The following is an 18240-nucleotide window of genomic DNA, read 5'->3' on the forward strand; positions in this document are numbered from 1 at the left end:
GGCGCCCGACAGCGCCGTTTGGGCTAGCATGCGGTCATGCAGTTCGACCTGACCGACCTGCGCCTTTACGTGCAGACGGCCGAGGCGCTCAACCTGACCCGTGCCGCCGCCACACAGCACCTGTCACTGGCCGCGGCCAGTGCCCGCATCAAGGCGCTGGAAGCGCATGCCGGCCTGCCCCTGTTTTACCGCGAAGCCCGGGGCGTTCGTCTGACACCGGCCGGCGAGGCCTTCTTGCACCACGCCCGCGGCGTGCTGCGCCAGACCGAGCAACTGCGCCTGGACCTGCAGGAATACACAGGCGGCCTGCGCGGCCACCTGCGGGTGTTGGCCAACACCACGGCGGTGACCGACTTCATGCCCGAGATCCTGCCGCCGTTTCTGGCCGCCAACCCGCGCATCAACGTGGACCTTCAGGAAAAACCGAATGCTGAGATTGCCCGCGGCGTGCTCGACGGGCGGGCCGATCTGGGCATCGTGGCCGGGCAGATCGACACCCTGGGGCTACAGGCCATCCATTTCAGCACCGACCGCCTGGTGCTGGTGACGGCACGCGGACACCGTTTTGCACGGCGCAAAAGCATCGCCTTTGCAGAAACCCTCGACGAAGACGCCGTGGGCATGCAGCGCGGCAGCACCATCCAGGCTTTTCTGGCCCAGGTGACCGAGCGCCTGGGCAAGCCGCTGCGCCTGCGCATCCAACTGGCCAGTTTTGACGCCATGTGCCGCATGATCGGAGCCGGCGTGGGCATCGGGGTGGTGCCGGTGAGCGCGGCGCGGCGCAACCAGCAGGCCATGAAACTGGCCCTGATTGAGCTGACCGACGCCTGGGCCGTGCGCGAACGCTATGTGCTGGTGCGCGACCAGACCGCCCTGCCCCCCTACGCCCAAGCCTTGGTAGACACACTGGTGGCGCATTACAAGGGTTGAACGGTCGATTTCCAGCCCAGCCAAGGGTTAACCCCCAATTCATCGGCACCCCGTGGTCGCATTGGCTATGCTGGCGCTCCTTTTCTCCATCAGCGCATGAACGGTAGCCGCAACCTGCCGACCGGGCCTGCGCCTTCTCCATGAAATCCAACTTTTTCAAGACCGCGCTGGTGCTCGGTCTGCTTTCGGCGATCGGGCCTTTCGCCATCGACATGTACCTGCCGGCCCTGCCCTCCATCGGCCAAAGCCTGGGCGCCTCGATGGGTGCGGTGCAGGCCAGCCTGATGGCCTTCTTCATCTCGCTGGGCATCGGCCAGATCATTTATGGCCCGGTGTCCGACATGGTGGGGCGCAAGCCACCGCTGTACTTTGGCCTGGCCCTGTTTGCGCTGGGCAGCGTGGGCTGCGCGCTCGCCCCCGACATCCACAGCCTGATCGCCCTGCGCTTTGTGCAGGGCCTGGGTGCCTGTGCCGGCATGGTGGTGCCACGTGCCGTGGTGCGCGACCTGCACACCGGCCACGATGCCGCCCGGCTGATGTCGCTGCTGATGCTGGTGTTCAGCGTGTCACCCATCCTGGCGCCCCTGAGCGGCAGCCTGATCATCGAATGGGCCGGCTGGCGCGGCGTGTTCTGGGCCGTGACGGTGGCCGCCCTGGCCGGCCTGGGCTTGCTGGCCAGCAGCCTGCCTGAAACCCGGCTGCCCGAGCAACGCGCCGACAGCAGCGTGGGCGGTGCCCTGCGCGCCTATGGCCTGTTGCTGCGCGACCGCCACTTCATGGGCCTGGTGATGATCGGGGCTTTTGGCATTTCGAGCTTTTTTGCCTACCTGGCCAACTCGTCCTTCGTGCTGATCGACCACTACGGCCTGAGCCCGCGCCAGTACAGCATCGCCTTTGCCGTGAACGCGGCCTCATTCATCGGCGTCTCGCAGTTCACCGGTCAGCTCACCCGGCGCTTCGGGCTGGTGCCTTTGGTGCGTGTGGCGGTGCTGGGCTATGCCCTGACCATGGCCGCCTTGCTGGGCCTGAACCTGCTGGGCTTTGACAGCCTGGCCCTGATGATTGCCATGCTGCTGCTGGGCTACGGCTTTCTGGGCCTGGTGGTGCCCACCACCGCCGTGCTGGCCCTGGAGGAACACGGCGCCCTGGCCGGCACCGCCTCGGCCCTGATGGGCACCCTGCAGTTCGTGGCCGGCGCCACGGTGATGGCCGTGGTGGGCCTGTTTGTCGACGGCACGGCCCGCCCCATGGTGGCGGGCATCGCGGGCTCGGCCCTGATGGCGCTGGCGTTTTCGCTGGTCACGCTGGCGGGTCGGCATGACCCGGCCAGCCGACCTCAGCAGGGCTGATCGGCGCTTCAGTCAGTGGCCAGGCCCAGGGTGCGGCCTTGCCACCACGCCGCCGCGGGGTTCGTCGGCCCATCGCGGGGCTGCACCAATTGCAGTGGCAGGCAGGGCTTGCCCAAGGTAGCGTCCGCCAAGTCCAGCGTCACAAGATGCCCGGCATCCAAGGCCTGTTGCACGGCATGACGCGGCACAAACCCCCAACCTGCCCCGTCCAGCAACAGGGCTCGCAGGGTGCGCAGATCCGATGTCAGCAAAGGCCTCGCAGCATGCACCGTGAGCAGGTGACCCTCTTGGCCGCCGCCCGTGGCGGCATCGCCCAGCACGACCTGGGTGTGATCGCGCAGGTCCGCCACCCCAAGCCCTGACCGCCCTGACAACGGGTGGCCGCGCACCGCCACCGGCACGATGGGCAACTGGCCCAGATTCAGCCACTGCAAACCTGGCTGCGGCCCCGGGAAACCAAGCAGCAGACCCACACCATGGCTGCCGTCAAGCACCTTGCCCAACACGGCCCCCGAGAGTTCGGTGCGCAACGACAACTGAACCCCTGGCCAGGCCTGCTGAAAAGCCGTCACACCCGCGGCCAGCCAAGCAATGGGAACCATGGCGTCCGCCACCAGCCCGAGTGTGGTCGGGTGACCTTCGCGCAGGCTACGCGCCCGTGCTTTCAACTGCTCGGCCTGGGCCAGCACGGCACGCGCTTCGTGCAGCAGGCGGCGACCATCGTCGGTGAAGGCGGGTTTCCAGCCGCTGCGGTCGAACAAAGGCAAACCCAAGGCTTGCTCCAGGTTCTGGATGGCGTGGCTGATGGCCGACTGCGCGCGGCGCAGGTGCCGCGCTGCAGCCGAGAAACTGCCTCGTTCGGCGATGGCCACCAGCACCCGCAATTGGTCCAGGTTCAGGGTATCGAGCATTGGCAAAAAAGCAGATCAAGTCCATCTGAAATATGTCTCTTCCGAAGGCAAAGGGTCTTGCCTACGATGAGCGCCTTTGACGAATCCACCCGCCCACGAGTCCCTGTGCACTGCCCCCGCCCAAACACATCCAGAGCACATAAAGTGATAAATAAGGCAAGCAATCGCTACACCGCTGGCGCTTGGCTGCTGGCTCTCAGAACAGGGCAAAAGCGCCTGCCCGCCCCCTCAACAGCCTGCCTGTCGGCAGGCTGTTGCCAGCCAATGACACAAACCACCCAAAGGCCGTTAGCTCCATTTACGGAATGGATAAGCGGCATTGGCTCCGTCAATCGGCCCATTTTTTATTGCGAACGGAAAGGCTGCACGGGCAATCCGTTACCAAGTGCGAGTTGGGTGACCTATCCCCCACTCCCCGGCGGTCAATCCATGGCGCCAATCGGCTAAGGCCGACCAAAGCACCCCAGCCAAAAAGCCACTCATCACAAATCACACGCGGCTCGACCAGCAACAGCGTGTTCTTTGATGCTGGTTGATTTTTACAAGTTGGAACACCAACACATCCCCCTCGGTCCAGCCCCAGTCTTTCGAAAAAGAGCCATGCGATATCAGCGCCTCAGCCACTTCCAGCAACGCAGCCCGAACGGCGAGACCTTGCCCCCACAGGGCCTTCTGTCAGCGCGGCCTCAAACACCTTTCGTGCCAGCACAGCCCCAGGCTGTCGAAGCCCGCACAGACGAGCCGGAGCCCGACGGCCCCAATCCTCTGCGTTTGTGCTTTTGTGGGCGCTCGGCCTACCCACCTTATTGCGATGGCAGCCACAAGGGGCTTCACTACGACGCCAGGGGCGCCTGAGCAAGGGCAGCCTCGAGCCCGCTCCTGACATAAAACGAAACAAACCGAAACCGCAGCGACAGGACCCGGCCGCCCCCCGGCGGCACCATTCAGGACATGTTCTTCAACCTCTGTCCTTGAAAGGGCCTGCCATGCGATTCATCCGCCTCCGCTTCCTCAACAAACGTGTTCTGTTCGGTGCCCTGGGCGCCACCCTGCTGGCCGGCAGCCTCAGTGCCTGCGGCCACATGGGCGACGGCCCCCGCATGGGCATGGGGCCCATGAGCGAGACCGATGCCGCCCAGTTTCGCGGCAAGATGGTCGAGCGCATCGCCAGCAAGCTCGATCTGGATGCCCCCCAGAAACAGCTGCTGAGCGCCCTGGGCGACAAGCTGCACGCCCAGCGCAAGGCCCTGATGGGCAACAGTGCCGACCCGCGCACCGAACTGCAGGCCCTGGTGGCCGGCAACAAGTTTGACCGCAGCCGCGCCCAGGCCTTGGTCAACGACAAGACCGACATCGTGCGCAACCAGAGCCCTGAGGTGATTGCCGCCTTCGGTGATTTCTACGACAGCCTGCGCCCCGAGCAGCAACAGAAGGTGCGCGACTTCATGCAGAAGCGCCACGGCCACCGCTGGGGCGGTTGAGAATCTGTTCACGATCTCGCATCGGCCACAATCCGCACCATGCCACGCATCCTGCTGATCGACGACGACACCGGCCTGGGGCCGCCCCTGGCGGCGTACTTTGCCCGCTTCGAATTGCAACTGGAGCAGGCCTTGCGCCCCAGCGAGGGCCTGGCCCGCCTGGCCCACCCGCCGGTGGGGGGCTATGACGCCGCCATCCTCGACGTGATGTTGCCCGAGATGGACGGCTTTGCCCTGTGCCGAGAGATCCGCAAGACCAGCGACCTGCCCATCCTGATGCTGACCGCCCGTGGTGACGTGATGGACCGCGTGGTGGGCCTGGAGCTGGGCGCCGACGACTACCTGCCCAAGCCCTTCGAGCCGCGCGAACTGGTGGCCCGGGTGCAGACCGTGCTGCGCCGGCGCCAGCCGGCCCGCCCGGCCCATCCTGCCCCTGGCGGCCCCCTGCAGTTTGATGGCCTGATGGTCGACCCCGTGACCCGCCAGGTGCAGCGCAGCGGCCAGGCCCTGGACCTGACCAGCACCGAGTTTGACCTGCTGCACCTGTTGGCGCGCGAGCCCGGCAAGGTCTTCAGCCGGGACGACATCCTCAACCAGTTGCGCGGCCATGAGGCCGAGCTGTACACCCGCGCGGTCGACATCGTGGTGAGCCGGCTGCGCAAGAAGCTGGAGCCGCTGGACTGCATCAAGACCGTGCGCAACGCGGGCTACTCCCTGGGGCTGGCCCCGCTGATTCCCCATGCCCCGGCCAGCCATGCCTGAGACCCGCCCCCACCATCGGCATCAGTTGCACAGGCTGCACCGCGCCCACCACGCGCTGCGGCACTCGTGGCGGCATTCATTGCGCCTGCGCCTGATCGTGCTGTTCCTGGTGCTGGCCGTGGCCCTGACCCTGACCTTCATCGGCGGCATGCAGCGCGCCATGAGCCTGGGCTGGCGCGACGCGGCCCGCCCCCTGGTGGTGGACTACGTGGACCACTTGGTGGCCGACCTGGGCAGCCCGCCCGAGGTGGACAAGGCCCAGGCCCTGGTGCGCCGACTGCCCATCACGCTGCGCATCAGCGGACCGCAGGTGAATTGGGTCTCCGACCCGGCACCCCATGCCGAACACGGATGGCGCCGGCGCCCCTCAAGCACCGAAAGCGATGGTGACGCCCCCCTGCTGCAACGCGACACCGCTGACGGACACCACATCGAGATCGGGCTGAACCTGAACCGCGGCCAGTACCAGCCCCGTCGCATCGGCTGGTTCACGCTGGGGGTGCTGCTGCTGCTGACGGCCGGCACCTACCTCTACCTGCGGCGCCTGCTGCGCCCGCTGGACGACATCCGCGCCGGCGCCCGACGCTTCGGCCAGGGCGACTTCGCCCGGCCCATTGCGCAGCGGGGCCACCGCGAGCTGGCGGCCCTGGCGGCCGATGTGAACGCCATGGCACACAGCCTGCACGGCATGCTGGAGGCCAAGCGCAGCCTGTTGCTGGCCATCAGCCACGAACTGCGCAGCCCCCTGACCCGGGCCCGCCTGAACACCGAGCTGCTGCCCGACAGCGGCGAGGCCCAGCCCCTGCGCGAGGCCCTGACCCGCGACCTGGCCCTGATGCGCGACCTGATCAGCGATCTGCTGGAAAGCGAACGCCTGGGCCAGGGCCATGCCGCCCTGCACCTGGAGCCCACCAACCTGCCTGTGCTCATCGACGAGGTGCTCGGCCAGTTGGAGGGCGCCGGCGCCGTCGAGCGACAACTGCCAGCCCACATGCCCCCGCTGAGCCTGGACCCCAGCCGCCTGCGCCTGCTGGTGCGCAATCTGCTGGACAACGCCCTGCGCCACAGCACCCAGGCGCCCCGCCCCCCCGTGATCACCCTGATGGCCGACGGGCCCCACTGGATACTGAGCGTGCGCGACTTCGGCCCCGGCGTGCCCGACGAGGTGCTGCCCCACCTGGCCGAACCCTTTTACCGCCCCGATGCGGCCCGCGAGCGCAGCAGCGGCGGCGTGGGCCTGGGCCTGTACCTGTGCCGGCTGGTAGCGCTGGCGCACGGTGGCGAGTGGCAGGTGCGCAATGCCGGCCCCGGGCTGGAAGTGCGTGTGACGTTGCCGCAGCGGATCTGAAGGCACGGATCGCGGGCCACGGGCCGCGGTTAGCATCGCAGCATGCCCACCCACTACCAGAGCCTGACCCAGGACAGCCTTTACAGCGACGCCTTTCGCGTCGCGGCCCCCGATCCCCTGCCCGGCAACGACATCGTGCCGCGCCGGCTGGCCGCCTTCATCCGCAAAGCGGACGGCATGCCGTCCGAGGCCGTGACCGCCCCCGTCGCCGATCCTGCCGCCGACCCCGCCACCTGTCCCGCCCCCCTCGCAGGCCGCGAACTCGCCGTCGGCCAGTTCGGCCTGGTGCCGGCCTGGGTCAAATCGGCTTCGGACGCCAAGCTGCGCTCGGTCAAGCTGGTCAATGCACGCTCAGAAACCCTCACCACCTCCACCCCGTTTCGCGATGCCTGGCTGGCCTCGCAACGCTGCATCGTGCCCATGATGGCGTTCTTTGAAGACGATCTGCGCAGCGGCAAGCCCGTGCCCACCCGCATCGCCCGGGTGGATGGCAAGCCCCTGGGCGTGGCCGGCCTGTGGGAGCGCTGGACCGGTGCCGAAGGCGAAGAGATCATCAGCTTCACCCTGCTCACCGTGAACGCCAACAGCCACGCGCTGATGCGGCGCTACCAGCACGACGGCACCGAAAAACGCATGCCCCTGATCCTCAACGAGGGCTCTTACGACGCCTGGCTCAACACCACGCCCGAGAAGGCGCGCGATTTCATGCGCGCCTACCCCGCCCAGTCGCTGCTGGCCAACCCGGTCGAAGGCAAAAAAGCCCGATAGGCGCCCAGCCCTGGGCTTATCCCAGGCAGGCCTCGGCCATCAACTCGCCCTCAGCCATCGGTTCTGCCTGCACCAGCTCAGGGGGGGCGGCCAGGTGCTCGGCCATCCAGGCCTCGACCAGGCGAGCATCATTGATCAAGCGCAGCCCCTGGTAGGCCTGCTCGGCCTCGGGGTAGCGCCGGCGCAGGTAATTGAGCCACTGCTTGAGCCGCCCCGCCCGGTTGCGCGACTCCACCCGCAGCTTGACACGGGCCCAGAACAGGTGGAACAGCGGCTGCAGATCGGCCCACTGCGGGGCCTCGCCCTGCCCAGTTGCGCCATCCGCCGCCAGAATGTCCCAGGCCAGCCCGGGGTCAGACACCATGCCCCGGCCCAGCATCAAATCGTCGCAGCCCGATTCGGCGCGGCAGCGCTGTGCATCGGCCACCGTCCAGATCTCGCCATTGGCCACCACCGGGATGTTGACCACGCGGCGCACATCGGCAATGCGCGCCCAATACGCTGGCGGCTTGTAGCCCTGGGCCCGGGTGCGGCCATGCACCACCAACTGGTTGGCACCGCCATCGGCAATCGCCCGGGCACAGTCCTCGGCCGCCTGGTCGTCGTCAAAACCCAGGCGCATCTTGGCCGACACCGGCACCTCGGCCGGCACCGCGCGCCGCACCGCCGACACGATGCGGTGCAGCAGCTCCGGGTCTTGCAGCAGCGCCGCCCCGCCGCCATGCCGGTTCACCACCTTGGCCGGGCAGCCAAAATTCAGGTCGATCCCCGCCGGTCCCAGCCCCGCCAGCCGCGCCGCGTTCTCGGCCAGGCACTGCGGATCCGACCCCATCAACTGCGCCCGCACCGCCACCCCCGCCGCCGTGCGCCCGCCGTTGTCCAGCTCGGGCACGATGCGCCTAAAAGCCCGCTCAGGCAGCAGCGTGCCCGTGACCCGGATGAACTCGGACACGCACAGATCCACCCCACCCACGCGGGTCAGCACATCGCGCAACACGCAATCGAGCAGGCCCTCCATGGGCGCCAGAAGAATAGCCATGGCAAAAACGAGAAGAGAGAAAAGAACAAGATGGAAGGGATCGTGCCGCTGAAGAGAGCGCCGCTCCAGCGGCCAGGCCGATCAATGACCAAGCCTGGAAGGTGGGGGATTTTCGCCGACTTCGGATCAGAGGCCCGGCACTCGCCCAAAGCCCCGCTTCAGTCTGGGTGTGCGGCCCGCCAAGTGTTGAATTCGGAAGGTCGCAAGCCGTAACGAGCGAGCACGCCCACATGCAGGCGTCTCAGCTCTTCAATCAGCAAGGCCTGCACGTTGTCACGCTCAGGCTCAGGAACAGCCTGGGCAGTCGCCTTTCGGATGCTTTTGAGGGGGTCTTCGTCTGGGTTCTGCACCACCTCACGGAGGATCTGTCGGATGAAATCCCGCCAGGACAAGCGCAGAGGGTCAGGTTCAGCCAGTTCCTGCCTGAGTGCCAGGTATTCGTGGCAGAAACGCTCGTACACCCATACATAAAGATCACGCAGCAATTCGATCCGGGTCATTTCGTACACGCCCAGCATCGCGCAGCTGTAGGCCTGTTCAGGCACATCCAGAAAGGTCAAGGGACAAAGATTGGCCCGAAACAAAGGCAGGTTGGCTGCCAGGCGTGATGTGCGCTTGTTGATGTCGGCGAAGGGCTGAAGGTAAGGCAAATGCACCATCAGAAAAAACGACTGCTCGAACGAGTCACCGATCTGGTTCACCTTGTGCAGCAGGGCGTCGAGCATTTCGTCAATGAGTTGCGGCGTCGACAGGGGGCGGTACACGCTCTGACTGATGTCCACCGCATGACGGCGCAGGCGCCCTTCATCCGCTGGGTTCGGCAACAGATTTTCAGCCAGAGCACTGTGCAGGTTCATCAAGGTATAGCGATCCAAAGCCGCTTGGTCAGCGTTGTTCACCAGCATCTCGATCGCCGTTTTGTGATTCAGGATCATCTGCGTCTCGATGGCCGCCTTGCCTTGGGCCACCTTGCCACGCTCGATCAAGTCCCGGGTATCCAACCTGGAATAGGTATTGCCCTCCAGGTGGCTGGATGCCCAGGACAGATCAATCAACAAGCGATTCAAAATAGCGCGGCTGCAAGTGCCGGCAGGGGCCGCAACGGCCCAGGTGCGCCCCATCTGATGCAACTGACGGCGCAACGAATCCGACACAACGAATCCGACAAATACCAACTCTTGTTGGGCTGGTACGACTCCAGGAAATCGCGCTGGTAGCCCACCGGCCGGCGTCACTCAAGCGGCTGGTCGACATAGGCCCGTACATCGCGGCTGTCTGCGGACAGTGCCAGGCCGCGCAAAAAGCGCTCGCCAACGGCCCCGTCAGGGCCTGCCAACCCCATCAGCGCCCCCCGGCCTTCAGAAGGCCCCGCCCCGTAACGGCGAGCGCGCCCCTGGCCCTGAGCAGCAATGCGCCCCTGGGCAAGCCAGCTGTTCAGAACGCGCTGCGCCGAGCGCCGAGCCCATTGCGGATGCAACACCAGCAAATCGGCCAGACCGAGGCCATGCGGCGCTGCCAGAATGCTTTGCAGCAAAGCATCTGCCTTGGCATTGCGATTGGCGGCAGGGGTGAGCGGGCTGGGAGAGGACGTGGCGCGATTTTGGCGCAGTTTCAGCACCCTAGGTCTCGCCCCGCTGAAAAGCCCAAGGGGAAAGCTCGCAGCCCGCCAAAGTCCAGAACGCCCAACTCAAGGCGATGGGCCCTTGCGCTGCCGCGCTCGATCTGCAGGCCCGTCGACTGGGCCTGGTGCTCCGCGATGGACGCCGATGTGTCAACGGCCCCCCCCGGAATGATGGCAACAGGGCGTAAGCGGCCAGGGATTCGAGGGAGGAACGATGTTCGGTGAACATGGTGGTGATCTCCTGAAAGCCCGCGGTCACCGTTCTATCGAGCACAGCCGTCGCGCGACGAGCGAATTCGCACTGCGTTTGACGACGTTTGATTTCATGGCACACAGCGGCTTCGACCAAGCCCTCCATGCCCTCACCCCTCCATCATGATCACCTGCCGGATCGCCTCGCCCCGGGCCAGGCGGTCGAAGCCCAGGTTGATCTGGTCCAGGCTGAGGCGGCCGGTGAGCAACTGGTCGACCGGGAGTTTGCCCTGGCGGTACAGGGCCACGAAGCGGCCGATGTCGCGCCGGGGCACGCAACTGCCCAGGTAGCTGCCTTTGAGGGTGCGCTCTTCGGCCACCAGGTGCCACACGGGGGTGCTGAGGTTCTGGCTGGACGCGGGCAGGCCGACGGTCACGGTGGTGCCGCCGCGGCGGGTCACGCGGTAAGCCAACTCGAGGGCACGGGCCGAGCCCACCATCTCCAGGGCGTGGTCCACGCCGCCGCCGGTCAGCTCGCGCAGTTGCTCCACCGCGTTGTCGGCGCCGGCATTGACGACGTCGGTGGCGCCCAGGCGGCGGGCAAAGGCCAGTTTGTCGTCGGCCAAGTCCACGGCCACCACCCGGCCTGCGCCGGCGGCCAGGGCGCCCATCACGGCCGACAGGCCCACGCCGCCCAGGCCGATCACGGCCACGCTCTGGCCGGGGCGCACCTGCGAGGTGTTGACCACCGCGCCCACCCCGGTCATGACGGCACAGCCGAACAGGGCCGCGATCTCCAGCGGCAGCTCGCGGTCGATCTTCTGCACGCCGCGGCGCGACAGCACCGCATGCTGGGCAAAGGCCGACACGCCCACAAAGTGGTCCATGGGCTGGCCTTGCCAGGACAGGCGGCGCTCGCCGCCCAGCAGCGTGCCCGCCACATTGGCGGCGCCCGCGGGCTCGCACAGCACGGGGCGCCCCTCCGAACAGGGAGCACAGTGGCCGCAACTGGGCACAAAGACCAGGATCACGTGGTCACCGGGCACCAGGTCGGTCACGCCCTCGCCCAGGGCCTCGACCACGCCAGCGGCCTCGTGCCCCAACACGATGGGGGTGCGGCGCGGGCGGTCCCCGTTGATGATGGACAGGTCAGAGTGGCACAGGCCGGCGGCCACCACGCGCACCAGCACTTCGCCCGGGCCGGGCGGGGCCAGGTCGACCTCGGTGACTTCCAGGGGACGGCTTTCGGCATAAGGGGCCGGCGCGCCGATGCGCGTGAGGACAGCAGCACGGGTTTTCATGGGTTCTTCACCAGAGAGCACTTGGACTTGGACAGCGGCTGGAAGGCCTGCTCGCCCGGGAGGGTGGCCAGCACCTTGTAGTAATCCCAGGGCATCTGGGATTCGGCCGGCTTCTTGACTTGCACCAGGTACATGTCGTGCACCATGCGGCCATCGACGCGCACCCGACCGCCCTGGGCAAAGAAGTCGTTGATGGGCAGGGCCTGCATCTTGCGAGCCACGCTCAGGCCTTCATCGCCGCCAGCGGCCTGGATGGCCTTGAGGTAGCTGGTCACGGCCGAGTAGGTGCCGGCCTGGATCATCGAGGGCATCTTCTTCATGCGCTCGAAATAGCGCCGCGACCAGGCCCGGGTCTCGGGTGTGCGGTCCCAGTAGAAGCCGGTGGCAAAGGTCATGTCCTGGGCTTCTTTCAAACCCAGCGAATGCACATCGTTGATGAACATCAGCAAGGGCACCACGGCCTGGCTTTTGCTCAGGCCGAATTCGCGCGTGGCCTTGATGGCGTTGACCGTGTCACTGGTGGCATTGGCCAGGGCAATGGCGTCGGCCTTGGAGGCCTGGGCCTGCAGCACGAACGACGAGAAATCGCTGGCATTGAGCGGATGGAACACGCTGCCCACCACCTTGCCGCCGCTGGCCGTCACAAACTCGGTGATGTTGCCTGCCATGGCTTTGCCAAAGGCGTAGTCGGTGCCGATCACAAACCAGCTGCGGGCCCCCTTGGCCAGCATGCCCTGCGCCGCCCCGTTGACCAGGGCATAGGTGTCGTACACATAGTGGATGCTGGTGGGGCCGCAGTTCTCGTTGGTCATGGCCACCGAGGCCGTGCCGGTCAGCAACAGCATCTTGTTGCGCTCGCGGGCCAGGTTGCCCACCGCCACGGCCACGGCCGAGTTGTTCACATCGACGATGGCATCAACCCCCTCGCGGTCGTACCAGGCCCGGGCCAGCGAGGCACCGATGTCGGCCTTGTTCTGGTGGTCGCCACCGATCACCTCGATGGGCTTGCCCAGCACCTGGCCACCAAAGTCTTCGACTGCCATGCGGGCCGCCTCCAGCGAGCCCTTGCCGGCAGTATCGGCATACAGGCCCGACATGTCGGACAGCACGCCGATGCGCACCTTGTCGTCCGACAGCTTCTGCGCTGCTGCGGGGGCGCTCAGGCCGGCACCGCACAAGGCGGCGGCCAAGGCCAGCCAGATCGGCGCGCGCCGTCGCAAACAGCGGGCTTTCACACAGGGGTTCATGGTTTGTCTCCTTCTTGGTTTCAGCGTTGTGCACAACAAAAAGGCCCTCTGCGGGGCCCTGGATCACGTCAACTTCAATCCATGCGGATGTTCGCGGCCTTCACCACCTGGGCCCACTTCAGGCGCTCGGCGTGCAGCAGCTGGGCGAAGGCCTCGGGGCTGCCGGGGGCGGGCTCGGCGCCGGCGTCCTGCAGGCGCTGGCGCACCTCGGGCTGGGCCAGGGCGCGACCGATGTCGGCACTCAGGCGGGTGACCAGCTCGCGCGGGGTGGCGGCTGGGGTCAGCACGCCGGCCCAGGAATAGGCCTCGTAACCCGGCAGGCCGGTCTCGGCCACGGTGGGCAACTCGGGCAACAGGCTGGAACGCTGCACGCTGGCCACGGCCAGGGCGCGCACCTTGCCGGCACGGATCTGGGGCAGCGCGGTGGGGGCATCGCTGAACATGATGGGCACCTGGTTGCCCAGCAGGTCGGTCATGGCGGGGGCACTGCCCTTGTAGGGAACGTGCTGCAGCTTGGTACCGGCCAGCATGTTGAACAGCTCGCCCGCCAGGTGGGTGCCGCCGCCATTGCCGGCCGAGGCAAAGGCCAGCGTGCCGGGGCGGGCCTTGTCAAGGGCGATCAGCTCGGCCACGCTCTTGACCGGCAGGCTGGGGTGCACCACCAGCACCACCGGAAATCGCGCCGCAAAGCTGACCGCGGCAAAGTCGCGCTCGATGTCGTAGCTCATGCGGGGGTTCAGCGCCGGCAGCACGGTGTGGTGGATGCTGCAGACGAACAGGTTGTGCCCATCGGCCGGAGCGCGGGCCGCCAGCTCGGCGCCCACCATGCCACCGGCGCCGGCGCGGTTGTCCACCACGGCGGGCTGGCCCCAGAGTTCGGCCAGCTTCTGGGCCAGGGCCCGGCCTGTGATGTCCACCGGGCCACCGGCTGGAAAGGGCACGATGAATTTCACCGGGCGGGCCGGGTAGGCCGGGGCTTGCGCCCAGGCCGGTAGCGCCAGCCCCGCCAGGGCCGTGGCCAGCCATTGGCGGCGGTCGATGCGGGAGATGCGGGCGATGCGGTCGGTAGAGCGCTCAAGCAGGGTGGTGAACATGGCGTTCTCCTGGGGTTCAGACGGGGGCGGGTTGGTCCAGCAGGGCGCGCTTGAGCACCTTGCCGCTGTGCGTCATCGGCAAGGCCTCGATGGCGGTGATGCTGGCGGGGCGCTTGTAGGGGGCCAGTTGGTCCTTGATCAAGGCCTGCAGACCGGCGTGGTCGGCCTCGCTCAGGGGCTGCCCGCCCACGGTCTCGACAAAGGCCAGCACGGTCTCGTTGCCGTCGGCCTCTTTGCGGCCCACCACGGCCGAGCGCTGCACGCTGGGGTGCTGGTTGAGCACGTTCTCGACCTCGCCCGGGTACACATTGAAGCCCGAGCGGATGATCATCTCCTTGAGCCGCCCCACCACATGCAGCGCACCGTCAGGCCCGATGCGACCCAGGTCGCCGGTGGCGTACCAGCCGCCCTCGCGCATCACCTGGGCGGTGGCCCCCGGGTCGCGAAAATAACCCGGCATCAGGCCCACGCCGCGCAACCAGATCTCGCCGGTCTCGCCCGCCGGCAGCTCGCGCCCGGCGTCGTCCACGATGCGGCACTCGGCCCCTTCCACCGGCACGCCGGCGGCGGTGTCTTCGCGCCACTGGCCTCGGCGCACCAGGCAGGCCGCCCCCGCGTACTCCGACAGGCCATAGCCGTGGTGCAGCGGCTGGCCAAAGCGGTCCTGCACCGCGTTCTTCAGCGGCAGGTCCAGCGGTGCGGCCCCGGTGTAGACATAGCGCAGCGCGGGCGATGGGGGCATGCCCACCAGGCCCTGCTCGTCGAGGTAGGCGAGCAGCCGCGTGAACAGGGCCGGCGGGCCCTGCAGGTTGGACACCTGGTGCAAGGCCAGCGCCTGCAAGGCATCGGCCGGATCAAAGCGGCTGCGCATCACCAGGGCGGCACCCGCATGCAGCGAAGCCGCCAGCACCGTGCCCAGACCGAAGATGTGGGTCATGGGCACACAGGCGTACGAACGATCCGCCGGCGTCAAGGCCCGCGACTCGGCCGACACGCGGGCAAACTGCAACAGCCCGGCATGCGACACCAGCACGCCCTTGGGCGCCCCGGTGGTGCCCGAGGTGAAGATGATGGCCGCCACCTGCTCGGCCAGCGGAGCCGGTTCGGGGGTGGCCTGGTCGCGCCGGGGCGTGCGGCTCAGGCCCGCCAGGGCCGAGGGCTGGGCGCCCAGGTGCTCGCCGTGCTCGCGGGCGGCGCTGCCCACCTCGCGGGTGAAGTAGACCAGCCGCGGATCGGCCTTGGCCACAAAAGCCTCGATCTCGCCGCGCGCCATGCGGGCGTTGACGCCGCAGGACCAGGCGCCCACGCGGCTGCAGGCCAGCACCAGGGCCACGTGCTCGGGGCAGTTCTCGGCGACCGCCAGCACGCGGTCGCCGGGCTGTACGCCCTGGGCCAGCAACTCGGCCTGCAGGGTGTCCACCATCGTGCCCAGTTGGGCATAGCTCAGCGTGTGGTCGGGCAGGTGCAGGAACACCGCCTCAGGCGTGGCCGCCAGGCGTTGGTCAAACAGGTGATGAAGTCGAGAGGGTGTCGTCATGGCCACTCATTCCACCTGGATGCCCTTGGCCACCGTGCCCCACAGGGCCAGATCGCGGGCCGCACGCTCGGCCAGCAGCTGCGGGTTGCCGGTCCACAGGTCGTAGCCCTGCTCGATCAGCTTGGCCTTGAGCTCGTCCTGGGCCAGGGCCCGGCGGGTGGCCTCATTGAGGCGGGTCACCAGCTCGGGCGCCATGCGGGCCGGGCCGTACAGGCCGTACCAGCCACCCACGTCGTAGTCGGCGATGCCCGACTCGACCATGGTGGGCACCTCGGGCAGCGAGGGGTTGCGCTCGCGCGAAGTGACGGCCAGCGGCCGCACGCGCTGGGTGCTGATGTAGTTGCGGGCGCTGCCGATGATGTCGAACATCATGCTGAGCTGGCCCCCGATCACATCGGTCATGGCGGGCGCATTGCCCTTGTAGGGCACGTGGGTCAGCTTGATGCCGGCGCGCAGGGCGAACAGCTCGCCGCTGAGGTGGTTCGACGCCCCCATGCCGGCCGAACCATAAGCCAGCTTGCCCGGATGGGCCCGGGCGTAGGCCACCAGTTCGGGCAAGGTCTTGAAGGGCTGGTCCTTGTTGATCACCAGCACGTTGGTGTAGCTCACCAGGGGTGCGATGGCCATCAGGTCCCTGCTCACGTCAAAGGGCATGGACTTGAGGATGTGCGGGCTGATGGTCAGCGTGGGGCTGGCGCCAAAGTACAGCAGCAGCCCGTTCGGGGCCGCCTTGGCCACGGCATCGCCGCCCATGCTGCCGGCGGCGCCGGGGCGGTTTTCTACCACCACGGGCTGGCCCAGCTCTTTGGACAACGCGGGCGCGAACAGCCGCGCCGTGGCGTCCACCGGGCCGCCCGCCGCATAGCCCACCACCAGGCGGATGGGCTGCCCACCGCCCTGTGCCTGCACTGGCGTGCTCAGCAACAGGGGGCTCAGGCTGCCCAGCGCCAGCAGCCAGCGCCGCGACCTTGAGAAGAATGTCGGCATGTCTTGTCTCCGTTGTATTTCTTGAATTCAGACCCGCACGTAGCGGAAGGTGCCCATGGCGCGGGCCACCACCTGGCCGCTGGCGTCTTCCACCCGGGCCTCGCAGAAGCACACCGAGCGCCCCCCGCCTTGGCAAGTGGCGTGGGCCAGCAGCCGGCCCCGGCCAGGGCGATGAAAGCTGGTGCTCATGTCGATCGTGACCACCGCCTTCTGAAAGCCCGTGGCCGAAAGCGCTGCACTCGACATGGCGCTGTCCATCAGCGACATCAGCACGCCGCCATGCACCACCCCGAAGTTGTTGGTCAGCTCGGGGCGCAGATCAAGCGACAGCCGGGCCACCCCACCCTCGGCGAACTCGCGCTGCAGGCCCAGCAGGTGGTTGAACGCCACCCGGGCGAACAACGCGCGGGTGTCGGTGGCGATGTCGATGGCCGCCTCGGGGCTGCCGGGCTGCGGGCCGGTGTCGCCCGGGCCAGAGCGCTCAGCCAGCCCGGACTTCATGCGCGGGCCTCGCGCACCATGTTGCGGGCGATCACGATCTGCTGGATCTGGCTGGTGCCCTCGTACAGGCGGAACAGGCGCACGTCGCGGTAGAAGCGCTCGATGCCGTACTCGGCCAGGTAACCGGCCCCGCCCAGGATCTGCACCGCGCGGTCGGCCACGCGGCCACACATCTCGCTGGCAAACAGCTTGCAGCAGGCGGCCTCGGTGGACACGTTGCGGCCTTCATCGCGGCGGCGCGCCGCGTCGATCACCATGCACTCGGCGGCATACAACTCGGTCTGGCTGTCGGCCAGCATGGCCTGCACCAGTTGGAACTCGGCGATCGGCTGGCCGAACTGCTGGCGCTCGACCGCGTAGCGCAGGGCATCGGCCAGGATGCGCCGGGCCACGCCCACGCACACGGCCGCCAGGTGGATGCGGCCCTTGTCGAGCACCTTCATGGCGGTCTTGAAGCCCCGCCCCTCCACCCCGCCGATCAGCTGTCGGGCCGGCACGCGCACGTTGTCAAAGATCACATCGCAGGTGTGGGCACCTTTCTGGCCCATCTTGCGATCGATCTTGCCCAGGCTGATGCCCGGCGAGTGGGCATCGACGATGAAGGCCGACACCCCGCCCGCGCCCTTGTCGGCCGGGTTGGTACGCGCCATCAGCGTGAAGATGCCGGCCTGCGGGGCGTTGGTGATGTAGCGCTTGCTGCCGTTGACGAGGTAGTGCTCGCCCTCGCTGTCCACCCCTTTGATCGCGGTGGTGCGCAGCGAGGCGGCATCGCTGCCGGCATCGGGCTCGGTCAACGCAAACGAGGCCATCAGCTCGCCGGTGGCCAGGCGCGGCAGGTACTCGGCCTGCTGCTCGGGCGTGCCGTCCATCAGGATGCCCTGCGAGCCGATGCCCACGGTGGTGCCGATCACCGAGCGGAAGGCGGGCGAGGTCTGGCACAGCTCGAAGAGCACACTCACCTCTTCCTCCATGGTCAGCTCCAGGCCGCCATAGGCCTCGGGGATGGTCAGGCCGAACAGGCCCATCTCGCGCATCTCCTGCACGATGGCGGCGGGGATGGCATCGGTTTCGGCCACTTCGTTCTCGGCCGGCACCAGGCGTTCACGGGTGAAGCGGGTGACGGAATCCAGCAGGGCCTGAAAGGTTTGGGGGTCTCGGATCATGGGGTGGTT

The 18240-nt window shown here is 67.6% G+C and carries 18 protein-coding genes; 7 read left to right on the top strand and 11 right to left on the bottom strand.

The window, feature by feature from the left end; translation table 11 throughout:
* Window positions 1–36 precede the first annotated feature (36 nt).
* Window positions 37–930, top strand: coding sequence for a LysR family transcriptional regulator (locus AC07PT_RS17625; protein ID WP_494657518.1), 894 nt, complete (start codon window positions 37–39; stop codon window positions 928–930).
* A gap of 140 nt (window positions 931–1070) precedes the next feature.
* Window positions 1071–2279, top strand: coding sequence for a multidrug effflux MFS transporter (locus AC07PT_RS17630; protein ID WP_494657519.1), 1209 nt, complete (start codon window positions 1071–1073; stop codon window positions 2277–2279).
* Between the two features lie 8 nt (window positions 2280–2287).
* Here AC07PT_RS17630 and AC07PT_RS17635 read toward each other — a convergent pair whose 3' ends face one another.
* Window positions 2288–3190, bottom strand: a complete 903-nt coding sequence (locus AC07PT_RS17635; protein ID WP_494657520.1) for a LysR family transcriptional regulator — start codon at window positions 3188–3190, stop codon at window positions 2288–2290.
* 600 nt (window positions 3191–3790) lie between these two features.
* Here AC07PT_RS17635 and AC07PT_RS17640 point away from each other — a divergent pair.
* The 5 genes from AC07PT_RS17640 to AC07PT_RS17660 all read left to right on the top strand — a co-directional run bounded on the left by AC07PT_RS17640 (window position 3791) and on the right by AC07PT_RS17660 (window position 7549).
* Window positions 3791–4045 (top strand): CDGSH iron-sulfur domain-containing protein, encoded by a 255-nt coding sequence (locus tag AC07PT_RS17640; RefSeq protein WP_494657521.1) that lies wholly within the window; start codon window positions 3791–3793, stop codon window positions 4043–4045.
* 131 nt (window positions 4046–4176) lie between these two features.
* Window positions 4177–4671 carry a Spy/CpxP family protein refolding chaperone gene (locus AC07PT_RS17645; RefSeq protein ID WP_494657522.1) on the top strand — a complete coding sequence of 165 codons (495 nt, stop codon included), beginning with the start codon at window positions 4177–4179 and terminating at the stop codon, window positions 4669–4671.
* A 39-nt stretch (window positions 4672–4710) separates the two neighbouring features.
* On the top strand, window positions 4711–5433 hold the full coding sequence (locus AC07PT_RS17650) for a response regulator transcription factor (protein WP_492346276.1): 723 nt from the start codon (window positions 4711–4713) through the stop codon (window positions 5431–5433).
* Window positions 5426–6781 (top strand): sensor histidine kinase, encoded by a 1356-nt coding sequence (locus AC07PT_RS17655; RefSeq protein WP_494657523.1) that lies wholly within the window; start codon window positions 5426–5428, stop codon window positions 6779–6781. Before AC07PT_RS17650 ends, AC07PT_RS17655 begins: the two co-directional genes overlap by 8 nt.
* 42 nt (window positions 6782–6823) lie before the next feature.
* Complete coding sequence (locus tag AC07PT_RS17660; protein ID WP_492346274.1) at window positions 6824–7549, top strand: SOS response-associated peptidase; 726 nt, start codon at window positions 6824–6826, stop codon at window positions 7547–7549.
* A gap of 16 nt (window positions 7550–7565) precedes the next feature.
* Here AC07PT_RS17660 and AC07PT_RS17665 read toward each other — a convergent pair whose 3' ends face one another.
* From AC07PT_RS17665 to AC07PT_RS17710, 10 genes are all read right to left on the bottom strand, one after another.
* On the bottom strand, window positions 7566–8588 hold the full coding sequence (locus AC07PT_RS17665; protein ID WP_494657524.1) for a tRNA dihydrouridine synthase: 1023 nt from the start codon (window positions 8586–8588) through the stop codon (window positions 7566–7568).
* Window positions 8589–8746: 158 nt separating this feature from the next.
* Window positions 8747–9823 (bottom strand): Fic family protein, encoded by a 1077-nt coding sequence (locus AC07PT_RS17670; protein WP_494657525.1) that lies wholly within the window; start codon window positions 9821–9823, stop codon window positions 8747–8749.
* Window positions 9820–10122 carry a hypothetical protein gene (locus AC07PT_RS17675; protein WP_494657526.1) on the bottom strand — a complete coding sequence of 101 codons (303 nt, stop codon included), beginning with the start codon at window positions 10120–10122 and terminating at the stop codon, window positions 9820–9822. The genes AC07PT_RS17670 and AC07PT_RS17675 overlap by 4 nt, the downstream gene beginning before the upstream one ends.
* A gap of 449 nt (window positions 10123–10571) precedes the next feature.
* Complete coding sequence (locus AC07PT_RS17680) at window positions 10572–11702, bottom strand: zinc-dependent alcohol dehydrogenase family protein (protein WP_494657527.1); 1131 nt, start codon at window positions 11700–11702, stop codon at window positions 10572–10574.
* Window positions 11699–12949 (bottom strand): ABC transporter substrate-binding protein, encoded by a 1251-nt coding sequence (locus AC07PT_RS17685; protein ID WP_492346269.1) that lies wholly within the window; start codon window positions 12947–12949, stop codon window positions 11699–11701. Before AC07PT_RS17685 ends, AC07PT_RS17680 begins: the two co-directional genes overlap by 4 nt.
* A gap of 74 nt (window positions 12950–13023) precedes the next feature.
* The gene (locus tag AC07PT_RS17690) at window positions 13024–14043 is read right to left on the bottom strand and encodes a tripartite tricarboxylate transporter substrate binding protein (RefSeq protein ID WP_494657528.1); all 1020 of its coding nucleotides are present in this window, start codon (window positions 14041–14043) and stop codon (window positions 13024–13026) included.
* A gap of 16 nt (window positions 14044–14059) precedes the next feature.
* Complete coding sequence (locus tag AC07PT_RS17695; RefSeq protein ID WP_494657529.1) at window positions 14060–15580, bottom strand: class I adenylate-forming enzyme family protein; 1521 nt, start codon at window positions 15578–15580, stop codon at window positions 14060–14062.
* A 6-nt stretch (window positions 15581–15586) separates the two neighbouring features.
* Window positions 15587–16567 (bottom strand): Bug family tripartite tricarboxylate transporter substrate binding protein, encoded by a 981-nt coding sequence (locus tag AC07PT_RS17700; RefSeq protein WP_494657530.1) that lies wholly within the window; start codon window positions 16565–16567, stop codon window positions 15587–15589.
* Window positions 16568–16594: 27 nt separating this feature from the next.
* Entirely contained in the window at window positions 16595–17068 is a 474-nt protein-coding gene (locus AC07PT_RS17705) for a PaaI family thioesterase (protein ID WP_492346265.1), read from the bottom strand.
* Window positions 17065–18231, bottom strand: a complete 1167-nt coding sequence (locus AC07PT_RS17710) for an acyl-CoA dehydrogenase family protein (RefSeq protein ID WP_494657531.1) — start codon at window positions 18229–18231, stop codon at window positions 17065–17067. Before AC07PT_RS17710 ends, AC07PT_RS17705 begins: the two co-directional genes overlap by 4 nt.
* Between the last annotated feature and the right edge of the window lie 9 nt (window positions 18232–18240).

The organism is Curvibacter sp. GW821-FHT09D12, from assembly GCF_059416245.1.

What these genes read in the sequence shown, in the direction of transcription:
- AC07PT_RS17655 (WP_494657523.1), top strand. Translation starts at nt 5,426, where the DNA reads ATGCCTGAGACCCGCCCCCACCATCGGCATCAGTTGCACAGGCTGCAC.
- AC07PT_RS17690 (WP_494657528.1), bottom strand. Translation starts at nt 14,043, where the DNA reads ATGTTCACCACCCTGCTTGAGCGCTCTACCGACCGCATCGCCCGCATC.
- AC07PT_RS17630 (WP_494657519.1), top strand. Translation starts at nt 1,071, where the DNA reads ATGAAATCCAACTTTTTCAAGACCGCGCTGGTGCTCGGTCTGCTTTCG.
- AC07PT_RS17665 (WP_494657524.1), bottom strand. Translation starts at nt 8,588, where the DNA reads ATGGCTATTCTTCTGGCGCCCATGGAGGGCCTGCTCGATTGCGTGTTG.
- AC07PT_RS17700 (WP_494657530.1), bottom strand. Translation starts at nt 16,567, where the DNA reads ATGCCGACATTCTTCTCAAGGTCGCGGCGCTGGCTGCTGGCGCTGGGC.
- AC07PT_RS17710 (WP_494657531.1), bottom strand. Translation starts at nt 18,231, where the DNA reads ATGATCCGAGACCCCCAAACCTTTCAGGCCCTGCTGGATTCCGTCACC.
- AC07PT_RS17625 (WP_494657518.1), top strand. Translation starts at nt 37, where the DNA reads ATGCAGTTCGACCTGACCGACCTGCGCCTTTACGTGCAGACGGCCGAG.
- AC07PT_RS17695 (WP_494657529.1), bottom strand. Translation starts at nt 15,580, where the DNA reads ATGACGACACCCTCTCGACTTCATCACCTGTTTGACCAACGCCTGGCG.
- AC07PT_RS17705 (WP_492346265.1), bottom strand. Translation starts at nt 17,068, where the DNA reads ATGAAGTCCGGGCTGGCTGAGCGCTCTGGCCCGGGCGACACCGGCCCG.
- AC07PT_RS17685 (WP_492346269.1), bottom strand. Translation starts at nt 12,949, where the DNA reads ATGAACCCCTGTGTGAAAGCCCGCTGTTTGCGACGGCGCGCGCCGATC.
- AC07PT_RS17650 (WP_492346276.1), top strand. Translation starts at nt 4,711, where the DNA reads ATGCCACGCATCCTGCTGATCGACGACGACACCGGCCTGGGGCCGCCC.
- AC07PT_RS17635 (WP_494657520.1), bottom strand. Translation starts at nt 3,190, where the DNA reads ATGCTCGATACCCTGAACCTGGACCAATTGCGGGTGCTGGTGGCCATC.
- AC07PT_RS17680 (WP_494657527.1), bottom strand. Translation starts at nt 11,702, where the DNA reads ATGAAAACCCGTGCTGCTGTCCTCACGCGCATCGGCGCGCCGGCCCCT.
- AC07PT_RS17660 (WP_492346274.1), top strand. Translation starts at nt 6,824, where the DNA reads ATGCCCACCCACTACCAGAGCCTGACCCAGGACAGCCTTTACAGCGAC.
- AC07PT_RS17640 (WP_494657521.1), top strand. Translation starts at nt 3,791, where the DNA reads ATGCGATATCAGCGCCTCAGCCACTTCCAGCAACGCAGCCCGAACGGC.
- AC07PT_RS17645 (WP_494657522.1), top strand. Translation starts at nt 4,177, where the DNA reads ATGCGATTCATCCGCCTCCGCTTCCTCAACAAACGTGTTCTGTTCGGT.